Source organism: Methylorubrum suomiense (assembly GCF_022179765.1).
Lineage (GTDB): Bacteria > Pseudomonadota > Alphaproteobacteria > Rhizobiales > Beijerinckiaceae > Methylobacterium > Methylobacterium suomiense.
Window position 1 is genome coordinate 189,371 of the sequence record NZ_BPRE01000010.1, and the last position, 17,284, is coordinate 206,654.

Genomic DNA, 17,284 nt, shown 5'->3' on the forward strand with positions numbered 1-17,284 from the left:
ATATGACGGTCCGCGCGACCGGATGCAAGCCGGGCGATGGCGGGTTCGACAGGGCGATCCTGCGCCCGGGCAAGTCCCTGCGGTGGCGCCGCTCGACGGGGCTCGCAGCCCGGTTGCGCGCGCCGTGGGCTCCGGCCATGTTGCTCCGCAACGAGGAGGTCTCATTGCGGACGACGACGATACACGTGTGCCTCGCGGCGCTGTCGCTCTTCACGTTTACTCCCCTAGCTGCGGCGGAGGGGGAGAGCGGGGGCTGGCAGGGCCGATACCGCTACGAGCACGATGCCGGCCTGACCGAGGGCGGCTCCTCGGCCCATGTGACCTACGACCTCGTCATCGGTCCCGACGGCGCGCGGGGCGGCTGCGTGCTCACGGCACGCGGCTTCCAGACCGACGAGCGGATCATCTGCCACGCGCGTTCGGACGGCTCCATCCTGGCGGTGAGCTTCCACCGCTACGAGGATGGTCGCACGGTCAACAAGTACGGTGTCGCCGTCTACAAACCGGGCGAGACACTCTTCACCCTCTCGCGGGCGGCGGAGGCCGGCCTCCTGACGCGCTGGGGGGCTCTGGCGCCGGATGGTGAAAGCGTTTCGGAAAGCGGCGCGTTCTTCTCGCAATCCCGGTAGCGCCGGGCTCGCTCCGCCCGGCGCATCGATGTCTTACTCGGCTTCGCGCTTGACGATCTCGAACGTCTTCGGATCGAGCTTCAGATCGAACTGCTTGCCGTTGGCATCAATGGCGTCGTCCACCTCGATCATGCCGTCGTCGAGCTCGATCTCCTTCCACTTGGTGAAGCCTTCCTTCTTCAGGATGTCTTCGACCTTGGTCTGCTGCTCGGGCGGAAGCTTCTCGTCGGCGAGCGCCGGTCCGGTGAACAGGGCGGCACCCAGGAGGGCGGCGGCGAGGGGACGAAACGACATTCAGGCACTCCGTGACGCATGATTGGCGGGTGGGGTTCACCCATCGAACGACCGGTCCTCCGCACGGTTCCGACGTCCGTCGTCCACCTTACTCGCATTGCGCCGTTTCCCGCGCGTCGCGCGGGCTCAGCTTGTGATTGTCAGCCCTCGAATGCCCGCCTAGGCTGCAATGTCCGGGGCTGGAGACTTTTCCATCGCATGGTGACCCGCGTTGCCACGGTCGCGTTCGAGGGGATCGAGGCGCGAGCCGTCGACGTCCAGGTTCAGATCGCTCCCGGAGCTGTTGCCTTCACCGTCGTCGGCCTGCCCGACAAGGCGGTGGCGGAGTCGCGCGAGCGGGTGCGCGCGGCGCTGATCGCCTCGGGTCTGGCACTGCCGGCCAAGCGCATCACCGTCAATCTCGCGCCGGCCGACCTGCCGAAGGAGGGGTCGCATTACGATCTGCCGATCGCGCTCGCCGTCATGGGCGCCATCGGTGCGCTGCCCGAGGATGCGCTCAGCAGTTACTGCGTGCTGGGCGAATTGGCGCTCGACGGATCGATCACCGCGGTCGCCGGCGTCCTGCCCGCCGCGATGGCGGCCAATGGGCGGGGGCTCGGCCTGATCTGCCCGGCCGCGACCGGGCCAGAAGCGGCATGGGCGGCGGGCGACATGGACGTCCTGGCGCCGCGCTCGCTCATCCAGCTCGCCAACCACTTCAAGGGCAGCCAAGTGATGGCGCGGCCGCGTCCCGCCATCGCCGCGCCGGCGGGCACGATGCCGGATCTGCGCGACATCAAGGGCCAGGAAGGCGCCAAGCGCGCCCTGGAGATCGCGGCGGCCGGTGGGCACAACCTCCTGTTCAACGGTCCTCCGGGAGCCGGGAAATCGATGCTCGCCGCGCGGCTTCCCTCGATCCTGCCGCCGCTGGACCCCCGTGAGCTGCTCGAAGTCTCGATGATCCAGTCGGTGGCCGGACAGCTTAAGGACGGGGCGCTGTCGAACCGCCGCCCGTTCCGCCAGCCGCATCACTCCGCCTCGATGGCGGCCCTCGTCGGCGGCGGCCTCAATGCCCGCCCCGGCGAGGTCTCGCTGGCCCACGGCGGGGTGCTGTTCCTCGACGAATTGCCCGAGTTCACGCCCCAGGTGCTCGATTCCCTGCGCCAGCCGATGGAGACAGGCGAGGTGATGATCGCCCGGGCCAACCATCGGGTCACCTACCCGGCCCGGTTCCAACTCGTCGCCGCGATGAATCCCTGTCGCTGCGGCATGGCGCTCGAACCGGGCTATACCTGCCGTAGGGGCCGAACGAGCGTTGCGCCGCGCAATACGGCGCCCGCATCTCCGGACCGCTCCTGGACCGGATCGATCTGCGCATCGAAGTCGCCGCGGTCACCGCTTTCGACCTCATCCTGCCGCCGCCGGCGGAAGGCTCGGCGGAGGCCGCCGCCCGGGTCGCGGCGGCGCGGGATCGGCAGAGCGCCCGGTTTGCCCGCAAGGCCTTGCCGGCTTCCACCACCAATGCGACCTGTCCGGCCTCCCTGATCGAGGAGGCGGCCGCGCCCGATGCCGAGGGCACCGCCCTGATCCGGCACGCGGCCGAGACGATGCGCCTCTCCGCGCGCGGCTTTCACCGAACCCTGCGCGTGGCCCGGACTTTGGCCGATCTCGATGGCGAGGAGAGGGTGCGCCGGCTGCATCTGGCCGAGGCTCTCTCTTATCGCGGCCGTACGGAAGGGGTGGCCGCGGCGCGGCCTATGCCCTCGCCGACGGCCTGAAACCGGCTACGCGCCGATCCGTTTCGCGGGAAAGCGGAACGTCATCCGAAGGCCACCGGACGGGTCCCGATCGAGATCGCGCTGTCCGTCGAGTTGGCGCACGAGCATATCCAGCAATGCCATGCCGTCGCCGTCGGCCTCGGGCCAAGCGGAGGAACGCTCATCCTCGACTTGCAACACCACACCCGAGTCGGATCCAGCCAGACGCACGGCGAGGCGGACCGGCCGATGCGGGACGGCGCGGCGAAGGGCGTGCGAGACGGCTTCGCTGAGGACCAGGGCAAGGGGCCCGGCCGCGTCCGCCCGGATCGTAACCGGCGCGAGGTCGAGGTCGAGGGTCACGTCGTCCCGGCCCGAAGCGTCGACCAGGGTTTCGGCGACCTCCCGGGCAAGCTCGGCGAGATCGTGCCCGCCATCGCCGCCGGGCGGCATTCGGTAGAGCGCCGCGAGGGCATCGATCCGGCCGATCGCCACGGCGAGAGCGTCCCGCACGGCCGGGTCGGCGCTGTCTCCGCTCTGGAGAACCAGCATCGCACTGATCATCTGCAGGTCGTTGCGCGCCCGGTGTCCGACTTCGCGCAGGAGCAGGGCGTTCGCATCCGACGCCGCCTGGACCCGGTCGCGCTCGTCACGCAGGGCATAACGGTCACTCACGTCGAGCTGCGAGGCGAAGAAGAACAGCAGCGTCCCGTCCTCGTCATGGACGGGGCTGACGTACAGAGCGTTGTGAAAGGTCGAACCGTCCTTGCGGTAGTTCAGTAATTCGGCGTGAATGTCCCGCTCGGCCACGATCGCATCGCGCACCCGAGCGACCTCGGCGAGATCGGTGTCCGGTCCCTGGAGGAAGCGGCAGTTGCGGCCCGTGACTTCCAGCCGTGTGTACCCCGTCAGGGCCAGGAACGCGTCGTTGGCGAAGACGATGGGATTGTCGAGACGGCGCGGGTCGGTGATGATCATCGGCATGCGGGTCGCCCGCACGGCCGCGGCGAACGGATCCCCTCTGCCGGATTGCGTGCTCGCCCGCACCCGCTCCGTGAGCTGCCACCCGTCTTCGGATTCCATCCGCTCCTGAACGCCTCCGTTCTGCCGCCCCGCATCACGGGCGCGGAGTGTCGTCAAATCGCTTGCCGACGACCATATAGTGCGAAACCTATCCACGACATGGATCGGCGCACGCGATCGAGGGAACAGCCATGTTACTTTTTCGCAAGCGGCCCGAGATGCCCGCGCCCTCCGAAGCCCTTCCGGGCCGGCCCGAGCCCCTGCCGACCGCCGAGCGTCATTTCGTCAACGGCAACGCCTTGAAAGGTCCGTACCCGGACGACATCGAGACGATCGTGCTCGGTCTCGGCTGCTTCTGGGGGGCCGAGCGCAAGTTCTGGCAATTGCCCCGCGGCATCCATGTCACCGCGGTCGGCTATGCCGGCGGCTTCACTCCGAATGCGACCTACGAAGAGGTGTGCACCGGGCGTACCGGCCACAACGAGGTCGTGCTGGTCGCCTACGATCCAGCCGTGTTGCCGCTGACCGAGGTGCTCAAGGTATTTTTCGAGAGCCACGACCCGACGCAAGGGTACCGGCAGGGCAACGATGTCGGCACGCAGTACCGTTCCGGTATCTACACGGCCGATGAGGCGCAGGCCGAGACTGCGCGGGCCATGCGCGATGCCTATGCCCCCGCGCTCCGGGCTCGCGGTTATGGACCGATCACCACCGAGATCGAGCCGCTGGACGTGTTCTATTTCGCGGAAGCCTATCACCAGCAATACCTCGCCAAGAATCCCGGCGGGTATTGCGGCTTGGGCGGCACCGGCGTCTCCTGCCCGGTCGGGACCGGCATCGCCGCGGAATGAGATCGACGCCGGGGTTCGCCCCGGCGTGAGGGACGCTTCCCGCATGGCCGGCGCAAGCTGAGCCGTCTTGCATCGCACCGGGATCGGCCCTGAACGTCATCGGCGGGTCGTGAGGCGGAGGCATAAGCGCCTCGCCCCAGAACACGCCGCCGGACATGCCATCGCTGCAAGCCCGTTTCGCCGCTGCCCTGATCGCGCTCTGTGCCGCCCTCGGGGTCATGGCGGGGTTCTGGGCCGTCCATGGTCGGACCGGCTCGGTGCCGGGCGCGATCTGGATCATGCTCGCCTATTTCACCAACCTCACCGGCTTGGTCGTGACGGGCCTTTTTGCTTGGCTGGCTCTGGGCGGGGCCCTCTTCGCTGATCGCCGCCGCGGCTCCTGGTTGGTCGCTGGGACGGCGCTGGCGACGCTTCTCGTCGGGCTGGTTCAGCGATTGCTGCTCCAGGGCCTGCGCATCCAGCAGGGCGGCGATCTCGTGGCCGATATCCTGCTGCATCAGGTTGTGCCGGTTCTGGTGCCCCTCTTCTGGCTCGCTTTCGTTCCGAAAGGATATCTGCTTCGGCGCGATCCGCTGCTCTGGGCCTGCTATCCATTGGTCTACCTCGCCTGCGCCTTGATGCGCGGTGTGCGGGAAGGGCATTATCCGTATCCGTTCCTGGATATCGGCACGATCGGCGGGGTGGCGGTCCTCGCCTATACGGCGGCGATCACAGCGGCTTTCCTCACCGTGGGATGGGGTATTGTCGCCCTCGACGGGGGGCTCGCCCGGCGCCGGGCCGCTTGAACGCCTCCGCTTCGACGATCCGCTGTGCAACCCTTTCCCGCCCTGGTGAATTTCGGCCCCGATCGCGTGCCTTCCTTCGGGGAAGGGACGCCCTAGTTTCCCCGCCGTGCTCCGGTCCAGCTTGCCCCCTCGCTCCCCCATCCCGTCCCGCGTCGTCGCGAGCGTCGCCACAAGCGTCTTCGAGCGTTTGCCCTTGCCCAATCTGTCCGCGCCCGTCTGGTCGGGCGCAGCGTTCCTCGCCGTCTCCGCCCTGGCCGGACCCGCGGGGGCGGCCTCGAAGGGCAGTGCCTCGTGCTTCCCCACCGGAGGTGGCAGCTTGGAAATCTGCCGCTCGGACGACGAGGCCGAGGGGGTCTACGCCCTGCCGCCGCCCTGCCGCTTCGTGCACGACGTCCAGATTCTCCGTCTCAAGGATTCCGGACCCCCAGGGCCTCTGCAAGTGATCTATCGCGGCGAGCCGCCGCGGAAGGAGAGCCGTCGCGGCGATGACGCGTGCCCGGCCGATCTCCAAGCCGACGATCCGGCCGCGGGCGGCTCGGTGCGGATCGGGCGGCAGGTCGATGCGCTCGCCACGACCCTGCCGCAGACCGATCCCCGCTTCGTCGCGGCTGCCACGGAGGGCACCGCTCCCGCGCAGCAGGCGCGAAAATCCCGCCGCAACAGCCGTGAGAGCCGGCGTGCCCGGCGCGAGGCCCGGCGCGAGGCGCGAGAGGCGCGCGAGCAGGGGCAGATGACGTTCAAGCCGCGGCCCAGCGTGAACGAGGGAGACGCATCAGGCAGCGCCATGATGGTCGCCGGGCGCGACTGGGCGGGCGACCCCTATTACGCGATCCTCACCACCGCCACCGAGCCGGTCGATGGGGGGCATCGGCGTGTCTTGGTTCAGGCCCGCACCTACGATTTCCAGGGCCTAGATCTGCGCATCGAGGCCGATCCCGGCACCGCCTGGATGCCGTTCGGCGGCGCGCCGCCGGAGGGCGAGCGCGACCGCCGTCGCCGGGGGGCTCGGCGCGCGGCGGCGATGCCGAAGCCGGCGCCGGTCCTCGATGAAACCGGCAAGGCGATCACCGGCAATTGCGCCGCGCCGGGCTTCGAGGCCCGCGGTCTCTCGGGCTCGATCGCGGTCGTCGATCGCACCTACCACTACTTCTACACCGACGTGCTGCCGGCCGATTGCGGCGCCCCGGTCGAGAAGCGGCGCATGGGCCTCTACCTGCGCACCAGCCGCGACCCGCTCGGCGAGCGGAGCTGGACGGCTGCGGCGACGTTGATCGAGGGGCTGCCCGCCGACACTCTGGTGCGGGTCGCCAAGGCCCGAGGCATGGATCGCTGGGCGGTGGCCTATTCCTGCTCGCGACCGGTGACGGTCTCGGGCGGTCCGATTGCCGATATCTGCCTGCACTACACCACCGATCTCTCACCCGGCAGCATCAGTGCCCTATCACTGTTCATGGAGCCGGTCGCGGCCGGGCACTCGACCGCCTATCTGGGTCTACGGTCCGGCGGCGACGCCCTCGGTCGTGTGACCCGCGACGGCTTCGGCTGGATGACCGACCGCTACGGAAATCTCGATGCGCCCGGCATCTATCCGGACAAGGGCGGCTTCCTGACCTGGCTCGACCGACGGGCGCCCCGCGCCGACGGCGGCGATACGTCCTCGCTCTACGGACGGCCGGTCTTCTGGGCGACGTGGACGGTTCGGCCGAAGACGCCTTAAGGCAACATCGCCCGCGCCGATCCGCACGTCCGGGGCGCTTGCTGCCGCATCGGTTGACCGACCGCATCCTGACCTCGTCCGCGCCGGAGAGCGCAGACAACAATAAAAGGGGCGCCCGGCGGTGAAGCCGGGCGCCCCTTTCGTTCCGTCGTGCGGAAAGCTTAGTAGGTGCCGAACTTGTAGTTGATGCCGGCGCGAACGATATCGCCCTCGGTCCGAACCCGTGTCTGGGTCGCCGCGACCGGCGTGCCCGAGGCGGGAATGATGTCGTAGAAGCCGGTGACGTTGCGGCTGCCAAGATCGAAACGGAGATACTCGATCTTGAGCGTCACCGCGCTCGACTTGAAGAAGTTCAGGAAATTGTCGGTCGGCAACGCGTATTCGATGCCGCCGCCATAAGCATAGCCGGTGAGGAAGTCATCGAAGCTGCCGGTGATGCTGGCGGTCGGGAAGGTGGTGAAGCCACCGAGCGTGTTGCCGATGTTGAGGACCGAAGAATACCGGGCCTGACCATAGGCGAAGCCACCGGTTCCGTAGACCAGGAACCGGTCGAAGGCATAACCGATGCGCCCGCGCACGGTGCCGAGGAACGACAATTCGCTCCGGGTCGCGCTCGACAGCTCCACGTCGTTGACGCCGGGAAAGCCCGGGAAGCCGACGATCGTCGCGGTGGAGGCGGTGCGACGGTTCAGGTCGGTATAGGCAGCATCCGCCTCGATACCGACGACGACGCCCGAGCCCGGCGTGAACTGGTAATTGTAGCCGATCTGACCGCCGCCGGTGAAACCACCGGAATCGCCGCGACCGGTACCGGTGCCAAGCGCCGCGAGATAGTCGGCGGTCGGGATCTGGGTGATGCCGAGATCGGTCACCACCTCACGACGACGATCGCTCCAAGCGTAGCCGGCGTTGAAGCCCGCATAGAAGCCGGTCCAGGTGAAGACCGGGACGGGGGTGAAGATGGGCGGCGGTGCGGCGCGGCGCGGAAGATCGGCGGCGCTGGCCGCACCGATCGCCAGAAGGGACGCGCCCCCCGCCAGCAGAGAACGTCTGATCATGATGAAGACCCAACTTTCATTCGAGAGCACGTGGCGGCTCCCGGGGCGGCGCGGAGCCGCCCCGGTTGCGCGAGATCAGCGGATCGTGCCGTTGAGGCCCGACGGGAAGAAGCCGCCCGGCTGCGTCGACGTGTTCAGGTAGACGATGTTGAGCACCTGGCTCGTCGTGCGGGCATAAGCCTGACCGTTGGACGGATTGGTCAGCGAGATGTTGGCGATCGTGCTGGTGCCGATCCCCTGATCGAGATCGGTCGAGCCGTCGAGCGAGTCGCGGGCGTCCGAGATCTTCAGCGCCTGGTCGAAGAGGCCGCGGCTGTAGAGGACCGTGCGGATCGTACCGGCGTGATAGGCCTCCGCCGACAGGATGCCGCCGGCCGCAGCCAGAACCGACTTGCTGGTCAGGAGCGGAGCCGCGCCGAGATAGGCCGATACGCCGACATCCTCGAAGATGTAGGCGGCGAGGAGGAACGAGGTCTCGTCGGCGAAGGCGTCGAAGGTCTGTCCCGAAGAGATCAGGCCCGCGGCCTGGGCGGCTGCGGTGAAAGAGCTCGTCAGGTTGATCGCCGGGCGGGCGACCCGGGCCGAGCCCAGCGCGCTGCGCAGGAACTGGACGTGAATGCGCTCCTCGCTGGCGATCTCGACGGCGTAGTTGCGGATCGCGGCGGTGGCGAAGTTCACCTGCCGGCCGCCGGTGACGGCGCCGAGGGCACCGGTGCCGGTCACTTCGGAATCGCTCAGACCACGGCCGGTGGCGCCGCGCAGGTAGAACTCGGCTTCGAGATATTCGAGGTTCAGCGCGAAGTTGAGGATATCGGTATCGGTGACGGTCTGGGCCGCCGCCGGGCTGAAGCCGGCCGAGCCGACCAGTGCCGAGCCGGCCATGCCGAGGCCGACGCTCTGAATGAACGCGCGCCGTCCGGCGGCGAGATCGACGCCCGCAGGCGCCGTAAGGGCGGGGCCGGCCTTGCCGCCCGCGCGAAGGAACTTGAAGACCACTGTGACGCTCCCACCCATTGTTTGGCTTGCGGCCGCATCTTGTTCAGATGTCTGAACCCTGCAAAGCAAAATGGCGATGGAATAGAGCGTAGTTATGCCAATGTGCGATGTTGTTGCAAATCAAGCACATCCAGAGATGGAAACTTGTTGATTTAAGATGGATTGCTGGCTGTGATGCCCCATTTGGATAAAGGTTTCGGCAAACGAATACACATTTTCGTGAACGGCCACGCTTCTGTGCGGCGGTGATTCGGATCGGATCGAGGGGGGAACACGCGCTTCCGTTGCGCCACTCAGCCTTGAAATCCGTCATCCCCATTGCCGCGGGTCGCAGGCGATCCGGTGTCGGCAACGTCGGGGTGAATACAGGTCGCGGGAAGGCCCCTCGTTCGGGACCGCATCGGCCGATCGCGACGATGACGACCGCCCTCGGGCGCCGCCTCGCGGCTTACGGCGCGCATGGCTGAGACTCTGCCGCATCCGGGTGTGGAGACGGCCGTGCGGATAAGGGTACTCGGGCCCGAGCGATAGAAGGATGAAGGCTGAGATGCCGCCGTGTCGAAAGGGCGGCGAAGGCCTGGGCTCTGCGGCGTTCAGCGCTCGGCGGCGTCGCTCACGGCGCTGGCATTGATCACGGGACCGGTGGCGGGCGGCGTCTCGCCTCCGGTGGCACGCAGGATTCCGCGAATGTCGGCGCCCTCGGCACCGAACCGCGCCCAGGCCGCGCGGCAGCGGCGCTGGTCGGAATCGGCCTGGAAGTAGCGTTCCTGTTCGTCCAGCAGGGTGGCGTAGACGGCGGCACGCACGCCCTGCTCCTCGCCGACATAGAGATGGTAGATTCGGCCCCAGAACGCTTCGTCGATATCCCACTCGCAGCGGCCCGCCGCCTTCATGAGGGCGAGCTTGCGCAGGCTCTGCCGCTCGGCATGGGGCATGGTGAGGAAGCCGAGCTGCGCCTTGATCGCCCGGCCTCCGGCCTCGTAGCCGCTCTCGCTGGACAGTACCCAGCCGAGATACAGGCTGCCGCAGCCGAGCAGGCCGCCAACGAGGAGCAATGCTCTGAGAGGGGTCATGGGCAGGCCCTGATTCGCGGAGCCGAGTCGGCCCGCGAACCTTGGCGGCATCAAGGACGCCCGGATCGGCAAGGCCGTGTCAGGCCTTGCGGGCAACGGTGAAGCGCGCGGCGTCCTTGAGCACCTGTGCGCGCGCCCCCCAAGGAGCCACGGCTTCCTCGCACACGGCGACCAACCGGTCGCACTCGGCGCGCGCGCCGTCGAGGCCGAGGCGGTCGACCAACGTGGCCTTGCCGGCATCCTTGTCCTTGCCGGTCGCCTTGCCCATCGCCTCGGGTGAAGCCTCGCGGTCCAGGATATCGTCGGCAACCTGGAAGGCCTGACCCAGGGCCTTGCCGTAGCGCAGGAGCGCCGCACGCTCGTCGGCGCTCGCATGGCCGACGAGGGCGCCCGCCTCGACCGAGAAAGCCAGGATCGCGCCGGTCTTCATCGCCTGCATCCGCAGGGTGTCGTCGATGTCGAGATCGGTCGGACCGAACCGTCCTTCCGCCGAGAGGTCGAGGAGCTGGCCGCCGACCATGCCGCCGAGGCCGGAGGCGCGGGCGAGGCCCAGGACCAACTCGGCGCGGATGCCGGCATCCGGCTGCCAGCGCGGATCGGCGGTCACCTCGAAGGCCAGCGTCTGGAGCGCGTCGCCGACGAGGATCGCGGTGGCTTCGTCATAGGCCTTATGCACGGTCGGCTTGCCGCGGCGCAGGTCGTCGTCGTCCATGGCCGGCAGGTCGTCGTGGACGAGGCTGTAGCAGTGGACGAGCTCGACACCCGCGCCCGCCGCCAGGGCCGCATCCTCCGCGCCGCCGAGCATCCGTGCGGTCTCGATGGCGAGAAATGGGCGCAGCCGCTTGCCGCCGCCGAGGACGGCATGGCGCATCGCCTCCATCAGGCGCGGCGGGCGGGCGATCTCGCCGGGCTGCAGGTTCGGCCCGAGCAGCTCGACGAGAAAACGCTCGACCGTGTCGGCGACCTCGGTGAGCCTGTGGGTAAACGGGTCGCTCGACGCGTCCGGCTTGACCGAAGGGGTGGGAGCCTGCGTTGAGGTCATCGAGACTGGCCTGGATCGGGGAGGGGCAGAGGCGCCGTGCGCTTGAGCGATGAGAGCGAGACGGAGCCGCGCGGGCGCGACCTGAGGACGGTGGCCCGACCGAAGCGCCGCAGCGGGGTACGGCGCATCGTGACGCTCATGACCCTCGCCCCCATTCTGGTCGTCGCCCTCATGCTCACGCTGGCGCTCGTCTATAGCCTGGCGACCCCGCCCTCAACCCTGATGCTCGGGCGCTGGCTGACGTCGCAGCCGACGCAGCGGGACAGCGTGCCGCTCGAAGCCATTGCACCGGTTCTCGTCCAGGCGGTGGTGGCCTCCGAGGATCAACGCTTCTGCCTGCATCAAGGCGTCGATTGGGGGGCGCTGCGCGACGTGGTGGATGACGAGGAGGGCCCGAGCCGCGGCGCCTCGACCATCACCATGCAGACGGTCAAGAACGTGTTCCTGTGGCCGGGCCGTTCCTACATCCGCAAGGCCCTCGAGATTCCCCTGGCGCTGATGGCCGAGGCGATCTGGGGCAAGCGCCGTGTGATGGAAATCTATCTCAACGTGGCCGAGTGGGGGGAGGGCGTGTTCGGTGCCGAGGCCGCCGCGCGCCATTGGTTCCGCAAGAGTGCCCGCGACCTGACACGAGGCGAGGCGGCTCTGCTTGTTGCGAGCTTGCCGAACCCGATCCTGCGCAACCCTGCGAAACCGAGTCCGGGCCTGCGCCGGATCGCCGGGCGCATTCAGGGCCGGATGGGGCAGGTGGACGGGTTGATGGGATGCCTGAAGCGCTGAGGGCACCGAGCACGGAGGCTGGGAGAGAACGAAGCCGCCGGCATGCTCCCCGGGATCGCGGCTCTGCGCGATGGAGAATCCGCGTTGCGAGCCGGACCGATCCGTTGTCTCAGCCCTTTTCCGCCTCGCACAGCCGGGTTACCGCCCGCTCGTAGCCTTTCGCGTCGAACTTCTTGAGCGAATTCTCGCTCTGGTAGCGCACGCTTCCGAAGATCTTCCGGGTCTGCCACGGGCGGTCATGCAGGCCATAAACCCAGGCAACGTTGGTGAACGAGTTCGCGTCGCGCCCGTCGAGAAAATAGCGGTTGTTGAGCCGCAGGGTTACCGCAAAGCCCTCTTCCGGCGAGGGCGACCATTCGAGGATCTTCTTGCCCCAATACATGCGCAACTGATTGTGCATGTAGCCGGTCTCGCGCATCTCCCGCATCGCCACGTTCCAGTAATGGTCGTGGGTCTTGCCCTCGGCCAATTCGGTCTCGGAATAGAGGCGGGGACGGGGATCGTCCGCATGCTCGGCGAGGGTTTTCTTCGCCCAATCGGGGAGGGCGGTTTCGTAGGAATCGTACCCGTCCGTGTGGAACACATGGTTCATGGCGAGCTCGCGACGAACGATCAGTTCCTCGAGATAGGCGGAGCGGTCGTCGGTATCACCGGACTTCGCGGCGCGGACCGCGAGGGCGATCTCGACCGGCGAGATCTGTCCGAAATGCAGGTAGGGGCTCATATGCGAGGCGGCGCCCGCCTCAGGCTTGTTGCGTCCGGCGCCGTAGCCTTCGAACGCCTCGTTCAGGAAGGTTGTGAGGCGTCGTGACGCCTCGCCATGTCCACCCTTGAACCGTCTCACGGGGCCGACCGTGGCGTCGAGGGTGAGCTTCTTGAGGAGCTTGTCCGGGTCCGAGACGTCGAGCCCGCCCTTGAGCTTCGGTATCGGGCCGGACATCTTGACCTTGCGCGGCCGCAGCACGTTCAGAAACTCATCCCACTTGCGATTCAGCTTCGGTCGAAGTGTGCGCGCGGCATATTCATGTTTCTGCGAGGCCGTCTCGACCGGCACCACGACGTCGCCCTCGACTTGGAGGAGGCGGCATTCCACCCCCTTCTCGATCTCGGCGTACCACCGGCGTTGGATGGTCAGATAACCCCGGTCGAGCACGAGCAGGGCGGCCCGTTTCGCGAGATCGATGGCCACCTCCGAGGGCGTGCCGCGGCGCAGGAGGAAGGTGATGCCGCGCTTCTCCAACGCCGCCGCGACCTCGCTCAGTCCTTGCAGCATGAAGGCGTAGTGCCGGACATTGGCCTCGGGAAAGCCGTTGGCGCCGTCGAGCAGCCCGAAGCAGACCAGCACCGGCAGGCCGAGGCGGTTCGCCTCCTCGATGGCGAGCTCGAGGGCCGGATTGAACGCGGCGCGCTGCGATTGCTGCATCAGGTAGAGAACGTAATCCGCGTCTTCGCCCGGCGGCTCGTCACGCAGGACGCGGATGCGGTCGGATTGGATAGCCATGCCCTAACGGTTCCGGAGCGGGCGGACTGATTCGGCATGGCCGAGCGCCCCAGCCCGGAGGAAGCGCTGCGGCGTCGAATGCGCAAGTCGGGCGAAGGTTGCTCCGGCCGTCATCACGAGCTCTGGACGACGGGTGCCGGGGCCGCTGCCCGGCACGAAAACGTGAGACCGATCAGACGCCTGACGCGGCCAGGCCGAGATCAGGCTCGGCCATTCTACTGTATCCGGGCCGTCGTGACCTGGCTCCAGCCTCCCCCTTATGGATGAGGCATTTCGGATACAGATGGTATCGATGTGCGCCAAAGCACCGATGGAAACGACAATTGCCGATGCCGCGACTTGAAAAAATTCGAGGCAAGAGCATTTTGTGCATTGCGGGAGCGCGGACGGCGTCCTCGGTCCCGCTGCCCTCCTTGGGCGTTTCCTCCCTAGACTTCGGGCCGCCTCGCAAGGGCGGCTTTTTTTTTGCCCAGCGGTGCTCAACCTCGGGCGCGGGCGCGGATCATGAAGTTGTCGTAGGTGTACTCCGCTACCTGGAACCAGAGGTATTCCTCGTTCCGGAAGGTTCGGAGCGCGTCGTAGACTCGCTTGAAGTCGGGATTCTTGGCCGAGAGATCGGTATAGACCTCATTCGCAGCCTTCCAGGCAGCCTCCATCACGTCCTGCGGGAACGGCCGCAGCTGCGCGCCGCCGGAGACCAGCCGACGCAAGGCCTGCGGGTTGCGGGCATCGTAGCGGGCCTGAACCTCCGTGTTCACCTGCGCCGCCGCCGCCCTGAGGATCGCCTGATAGGCCTTCGGCAGACCTTTCCAGGCATCGGCGTTGATCCAGAAATGCAGCAGCGTGCCGCCCTCCCAGAAACCCGGGTAATGGTAGATCGAAGCGGCCTTCTGCAGGCCGAGCCGCTCGTCGTCGTGCGGGCCGATCCACTCGGCGGCATCGAGCGCCCGACTTTCCAATCCTTGCAGGATCTCCGGTCCCGGCGTCGCCTGAACCGCGGCGCCGAGCTTGGCCATCACCGTGGCACCGAGCCCCGTGATGCGCAGCTTGAGCCCCTGAAGATCGTTGACCGTCTTGATCTCCTTGCGGAACCAGCCGCCCATCTGCGTGCCGGTATTGCCGCCCGGCAGGGCCGTCAGACCCTGTTTGGCGAAGATCTCCGAGAAAAGCTCCGCCGCGCCGCCCTGGAGCCACCAAGCGTTCTGGCCGCGGGCATTGAGTCCGAACGGCATCGCGGCGGCAAGGGCGAAGGCGGTGTTCTTGCCCATTCCGAGGGTCGCGGGGGCATGACCCATCTCGACCTTGGCGGCGGAGACCGCATCGAGCAGGCCGTCGGCCGCCACGCTCTCGCCCGCCGCCGAAACCTGAATCTGAAAGCGCCCGTCGGTCGCCTCCGCTACGGATTTGGAGAGGCTCTCGACCGCGCCGAAGAGGATGTCGAGATTGCGGGCAAAGCCCGAGGCGAGACGCCAGCGCACCTCCGGGGCGGATTGTGCACGGGCGGGGGCCGCGAGTGCGGCGGTGCCGAGGCCTGCGGCGAGGAGCGCGCGCCGGGGCAGGGTCCGCTGGGGCATCGTGTCGTCCGGCCTCGCATCCCTGCGGCGATGGCCGCCGCCCAGATCCCTTACACGCCCGGTGCCGTACACGCGAAGGGGGCGGGCGGGAAAACGTCGCCTTGCAGACCGTCTCGTGCTAGGCCGATCCCGTGCGTAGCGATCAACTTCACCTCCACACCGTCTGCGGCCTCGACGAACTCGTCGAGCACGAGGCACGGGGCGTCAGTCACGTGCTGTCGATCCTCGATCCCGATCGGGCTGATCCGACAGCCTTCGCCACCTACGGAACCCATCGGCGCATCACGTTGCGCTTCCACGACGCGATCGAGGCGGCCCCGGGCGTCGTCCTGCCGGAGCGCGAGGATGTGGAGACGATCCTGGCCTTCGGTCGCGACGCGGCGGCCTCCGGTGGCGAGGTCCATATCCTCGTCCATTGCCATGTCGGCATCTCGCGCTCGACCGCCGCTCTGGCGAGCCTGTTCGCGCAGGCGGAACCGGAGACGCCGGCCGAGATCCTGATCGCCCGCCTGCATGATCAGCGGGAGAAGGCGTGGCCGAATGCCCGGATGATCGCGTTTGCCGACGACATTCTGGGGCGAGGGGGCAGCCTGAGCGAGGCGGTGCGCCAGCTTCACGGGCTTCAGCTTCGCAAGCGCCCGCATCTCGACGCCATCATGCGCGATCTCGGCCGCGGCGCCGAGGTCGACGCGGCGTTGCGGGGTTAGGCCGGGTCCGAGGCCGTCGCCTCAATTCCCCTTGGCCGGCGTGAAATTCCCATCGCGCCAGACGTAGAGCACGTAGCCCTGGGCGGTGATATCGCCCTTCGCATCGAAACCGACCGTGCCGAGCACGGTGTCGAAGCGCTCGCTGTGCAATGCCTTTGCGATGGCGGCGGCGTCCGTGCTGTGGGCAAAATTGCCTGCAGCCACCAAGACTTGAAGTGCAGCGTAGCCGTAGATCATCGAGCCGTCGGCATCGATCCCCTGCGCCTTGAACGCGGCGACCACACTCTGCGCCTCCGGCTTGCGGCTCGGATCGAGGTAGAAGGTCATCAACACGCCGTTGCTGGCACCGCCCGCGATCTTGGCGAAGTCCGGCGTGGCGATGGCGGATGTGCCGAACCATTGCGGTCGGAAGCCCCGTTCGGCGGCGATGCGCACCAGCCGTCCCATCTCGCTCGCGTCGCCGCCGTAATAGACGACGTCGATCCCCGCCGCCTTGAGCCGGTCGGCCAGGGCGGCGTCGTCGGCATCGCTCGCCTGGAAGGCGGTGAACAGGGCTTCGTTAACGCCGATGCGGTTGAGATTGTCCTTGGTGGCCGCGGCGAGCTGGCGCGAGGCCGGCGACAGATCGTTCAGGATAGCGATCCGCCGATCGCGGAAGCGCTCAGCCAGGATGGCGGCCGACAGCTTGCCCTGATCGTCGTCGCGGCCGCTGACCCGGAAGATCGTCGGGAGCGAGCGATCGGTCAGCTTGGCGGCGACCGAGGCGGCGGTGATCATCACGATCCCGTGGGCGGCGTAGACGTCCGAGGCTGCGAGCGAGGCGTTGGAGCACACATGCCCCACGACGAGGCGCACATTGGCCTGCACGTAGTGATTGGCGACGCCGACCGCTTGATTCGAGTCGCAGGAATCGTCCTGGACGTCGAGCACGATGGTCTGGCCGTCGAGGCCGCCTCGGGCATTGGCGTCGCGGGCCGCCGCCTGCACGCCGCGCAGGACCTGCTCGCCCACCGCGACGTAGGGGCCGGTGCGCGGCACCGCCACGCCGACCGTGATCTCCGCGGCGGCGGGCGCGGCGGCCACCATGGCAAGCCCGGTCAGCAGAGTGCCGAGGACGAGAAGGCGTCGGACCGTCATGTCGCCTGTTTCCCAGCCGGCCGCGCCTTTGCCAAGGTCCATCGGCTCGGTTCCTCGCCGCCGTTCAGGACGACGATCCTGTTTCGCGTCTCTCCTCCGTGTCGGTCCGACCTGACATCGGGAGGCTCCCCGCCCTATGGAACGATGGGCGCGGGCCTTTTGGCAAGTCGATCTTTTGGATGAGACGGGGAGAACCTGATCGGACGATGATCCTAGGCCGCATCCTATCGCGTGACGGTGTAGATGGAGGCGGCGGATCCGACGGGGGAGGCGATGGTGGAGACGACGCTGAGCACCTTGGCCACCTCGGAGAACGGCGCGCTCGACACGTAGAGCAGGTCGCGGTTGCGCAGCCGGAACGACTGGGTCAGGAACAGGCTC

General features: G+C 67.8%; 15 protein-coding genes and 2 pseudogenes. 7 read left to right on the forward strand and 10 right to left on the reverse strand.

The window, feature by feature from the left end; genetic code table 11:
- Positions 1-2 precede the first annotated feature (2 nt).
- Positions 3-629 carry a DUF5991 domain-containing protein gene (locus MFF26_RS17085; protein ID WP_238308240.1) on the forward strand — a complete coding sequence of 209 codons (627 nt, stop codon included), beginning with the start codon at positions 3-5 and terminating at the stop codon, positions 627-629.
- Positions 630-662: 33 nt separating this feature from the next.
- Here MFF26_RS17085 and MFF26_RS17090 read toward each other — a convergent pair whose 3' ends face one another.
- Positions 663-923 (reverse strand): PepSY domain-containing protein, encoded by a 261-nt coding sequence (locus MFF26_RS17090; protein WP_137828506.1) that lies wholly within the window; start codon positions 921-923, stop codon positions 663-665.
- A 198-nt stretch (positions 924-1,121) separates the two neighbouring features.
- Here MFF26_RS17090 and MFF26_RS17095 point away from each other — a divergent pair.
- Positions 1,122-2,680, forward strand: a pseudogene (locus MFF26_RS17095) (YifB family Mg chelatase-like AAA ATPase).
- A gap of 6 nt (positions 2,681-2,686) precedes the next feature.
- On the opposite strand, the gene MFF26_RS26490 reads toward MFF26_RS17095, so the two are convergent.
- Complete coding sequence (locus MFF26_RS26490) at positions 2,687-3,742, reverse strand: PAS domain-containing protein (RefSeq protein ID WP_137828508.1); 1,056 nt, start codon at positions 3,740-3,742, stop codon at positions 2,687-2,689.
- A 131-nt stretch (positions 3,743-3,873) separates the two neighbouring features.
- Here MFF26_RS26490 and msrA point away from each other — a divergent pair, with 131 nt between their 5' ends.
- From msrA to MFF26_RS17120, 3 genes are all read left to right on the forward strand, one after another.
- Positions 3,874-4,533 (forward strand): peptide-methionine (S)-S-oxide reductase MsrA, encoded by a 660-nt coding sequence (gene msrA / locus MFF26_RS17110; RefSeq protein ID WP_137828509.1) that lies wholly within the window; start codon positions 3,874-3,876, stop codon positions 4,531-4,533.
- 155 nt (positions 4,534-4,688) lie between these two features.
- Positions 4,689-5,318, forward strand: coding sequence for a Pr6Pr family membrane protein (locus MFF26_RS17115; protein WP_137828510.1), 630 nt, complete (start codon positions 4,689-4,691; stop codon positions 5,316-5,318).
- Positions 5,319-5,511: 193 nt separating this feature from the next.
- Positions 5,512-7,035 (forward strand): hypothetical protein, encoded by a 1,524-nt coding sequence (locus tag MFF26_RS17120; protein ID WP_373324484.1) that lies wholly within the window; start codon positions 5,512-5,514, stop codon positions 7,033-7,035.
- A gap of 161 nt (positions 7,036-7,196) precedes the next feature.
- On the opposite strand, the gene MFF26_RS17125 is transcribed toward MFF26_RS17120, so the two are convergent.
- The 4 genes from MFF26_RS17125 to MFF26_RS17140 form a co-directional block, all read right to left on the reverse strand.
- Positions 7,197-8,093, reverse strand: coding sequence for an outer membrane protein (locus tag MFF26_RS17125; RefSeq protein ID WP_171015430.1), 897 nt, complete (start codon positions 8,091-8,093; stop codon positions 7,197-7,199).
- Positions 8,094-8,168: 75 nt separating this feature from the next.
- Positions 8,169-9,089, reverse strand: a complete 921-nt coding sequence (locus MFF26_RS17130) for a ferritin-like domain-containing protein (protein WP_238308241.1) — start codon at positions 9,087-9,089, stop codon at positions 8,169-8,171.
- Between the two features lie 593 nt (positions 9,090-9,682).
- Positions 9,683-10,162 carry a hypothetical protein gene (locus MFF26_RS17135; protein WP_238308242.1) on the reverse strand — a complete coding sequence of 160 codons (480 nt, stop codon included), beginning with the start codon at positions 10,160-10,162 and terminating at the stop codon, positions 9,683-9,685.
- Positions 10,163-10,241: 79 nt separating this feature from the next.
- Positions 10,242-11,204 (reverse strand): polyprenyl synthetase family protein, encoded by a 963-nt coding sequence (locus tag MFF26_RS17140; protein WP_137828513.1) that lies wholly within the window; start codon positions 11,202-11,204, stop codon positions 10,242-10,244.
- Between the two features lie 42 nt (positions 11,205-11,246).
- Between MFF26_RS17140 and mtgA the strand changes: the two genes are divergently transcribed.
- Positions 11,247-11,984 carry a monofunctional biosynthetic peptidoglycan transglycosylase gene (gene mtgA, locus MFF26_RS17145; RefSeq protein ID WP_373324485.1) on the forward strand — a complete coding sequence of 246 codons (738 nt, stop codon included), beginning with the start codon at positions 11,247-11,249 and terminating at the stop codon, positions 11,982-11,984.
- A gap of 109 nt (positions 11,985-12,093) precedes the next feature.
- Here mtgA and MFF26_RS17150 read toward each other — a convergent pair whose 3' ends face one another.
- Together MFF26_RS17150 and MFF26_RS17155 are read right to left on the reverse strand one after the other, a co-directional pair.
- Complete coding sequence (locus MFF26_RS17150) at positions 12,094-13,485, reverse strand: deoxyribodipyrimidine photo-lyase (RefSeq protein ID WP_137828515.1); 1,392 nt, start codon at positions 13,483-13,485, stop codon at positions 12,094-12,096.
- 479 nt (positions 13,486-13,964) lie between these two features.
- Positions 13,965-15,059 (reverse strand): TRAP transporter substrate-binding protein, encoded by a 1,095-nt coding sequence (locus MFF26_RS17155; protein ID WP_137828516.1) that lies wholly within the window; start codon positions 15,057-15,059, stop codon positions 13,965-13,967.
- A gap of 131 nt (positions 15,060-15,190) precedes the next feature.
- Here MFF26_RS17155 and MFF26_RS17160 point away from each other — a divergent pair, with 131 nt between their 5' ends.
- Positions 15,191-15,766 carry a tyrosine phosphatase family protein gene (locus MFF26_RS17160; RefSeq protein ID WP_137828517.1) on the forward strand — a complete coding sequence of 192 codons (576 nt, stop codon included), beginning with the start codon at positions 15,191-15,193 and terminating at the stop codon, positions 15,764-15,766.
- A gap of 21 nt (positions 15,767-15,787) precedes the next feature.
- Here MFF26_RS17160 and MFF26_RS17165 read toward each other — a convergent pair whose 3' ends face one another.
- Positions 15,788-16,903, reverse strand: coding sequence for a branched-chain amino acid ABC transporter substrate-binding protein (locus MFF26_RS17165; protein ID WP_137828518.1), 1,116 nt, complete (start codon positions 16,901-16,903; stop codon positions 15,788-15,790).
- A 224-nt stretch (positions 16,904-17,127) separates the two neighbouring features.
- Positions 17,128-17,284 (reverse strand): annotated as a pseudogene (locus MFF26_RS17170) (polysaccharide biosynthesis/export family protein); the annotation flags it as partial.

Coding starts and splice junctions, on each gene's coding strand:
- MFF26_RS17115 (WP_137828510.1), top strand. CDS start 4,689: ATGCCATCGCTGCAAGCCCGTTTCGCCGCTGCCCTGATCGCGCTCTGT.
- MFF26_RS17155 (WP_137828516.1), bottom strand. CDS start 15,059: ATGCCCCAGCGGACCCTGCCCCGGCGCGCGCTCCTCGCCGCAGGCCTC.
- MFF26_RS17085 (WP_238308240.1), top strand. CDS start 3: ATGACGGTCCGCGCGACCGGATGCAAGCCGGGCGATGGCGGGTTCGAC.
- msrA (WP_137828509.1), top strand. CDS start 3,874: ATGTTACTTTTTCGCAAGCGGCCCGAGATGCCCGCGCCCTCCGAAGCC.
- MFF26_RS17150 (WP_137828515.1), bottom strand. CDS start 13,485: ATGGCTATCCAATCCGACCGCATCCGCGTCCTGCGTGACGAGCCGCCG.
- MFF26_RS17090 (WP_137828506.1), bottom strand. CDS start 923: ATGTCGTTTCGTCCCCTCGCCGCCGCCCTCCTGGGTGCCGCCCTGTTC.
- MFF26_RS17125 (WP_171015430.1), bottom strand. CDS start 8,093: ATGATCAGACGTTCTCTGCTGGCGGGGGGCGCGTCCCTTCTGGCGATC.
- MFF26_RS17135 (WP_238308242.1), bottom strand. CDS start 10,162: ATGACCCCTCTCAGAGCATTGCTCCTCGTTGGCGGCCTGCTCGGCTGC.
- MFF26_RS17140 (WP_137828513.1), bottom strand. CDS start 11,204: ATGACCTCAACGCAGGCTCCCACCCCTTCGGTCAAGCCGGACGCGTCG.
- MFF26_RS17165 (WP_137828518.1), bottom strand. CDS start 16,903: ATGACGGTCCGACGCCTTCTCGTCCTCGGCACTCTGCTGACCGGGCTT.
- MFF26_RS26490 (WP_137828508.1), bottom strand. CDS start 3,742: ATGGAATCCGAAGACGGGTGGCAGCTCACGGAGCGGGTGCGGGCGAGC.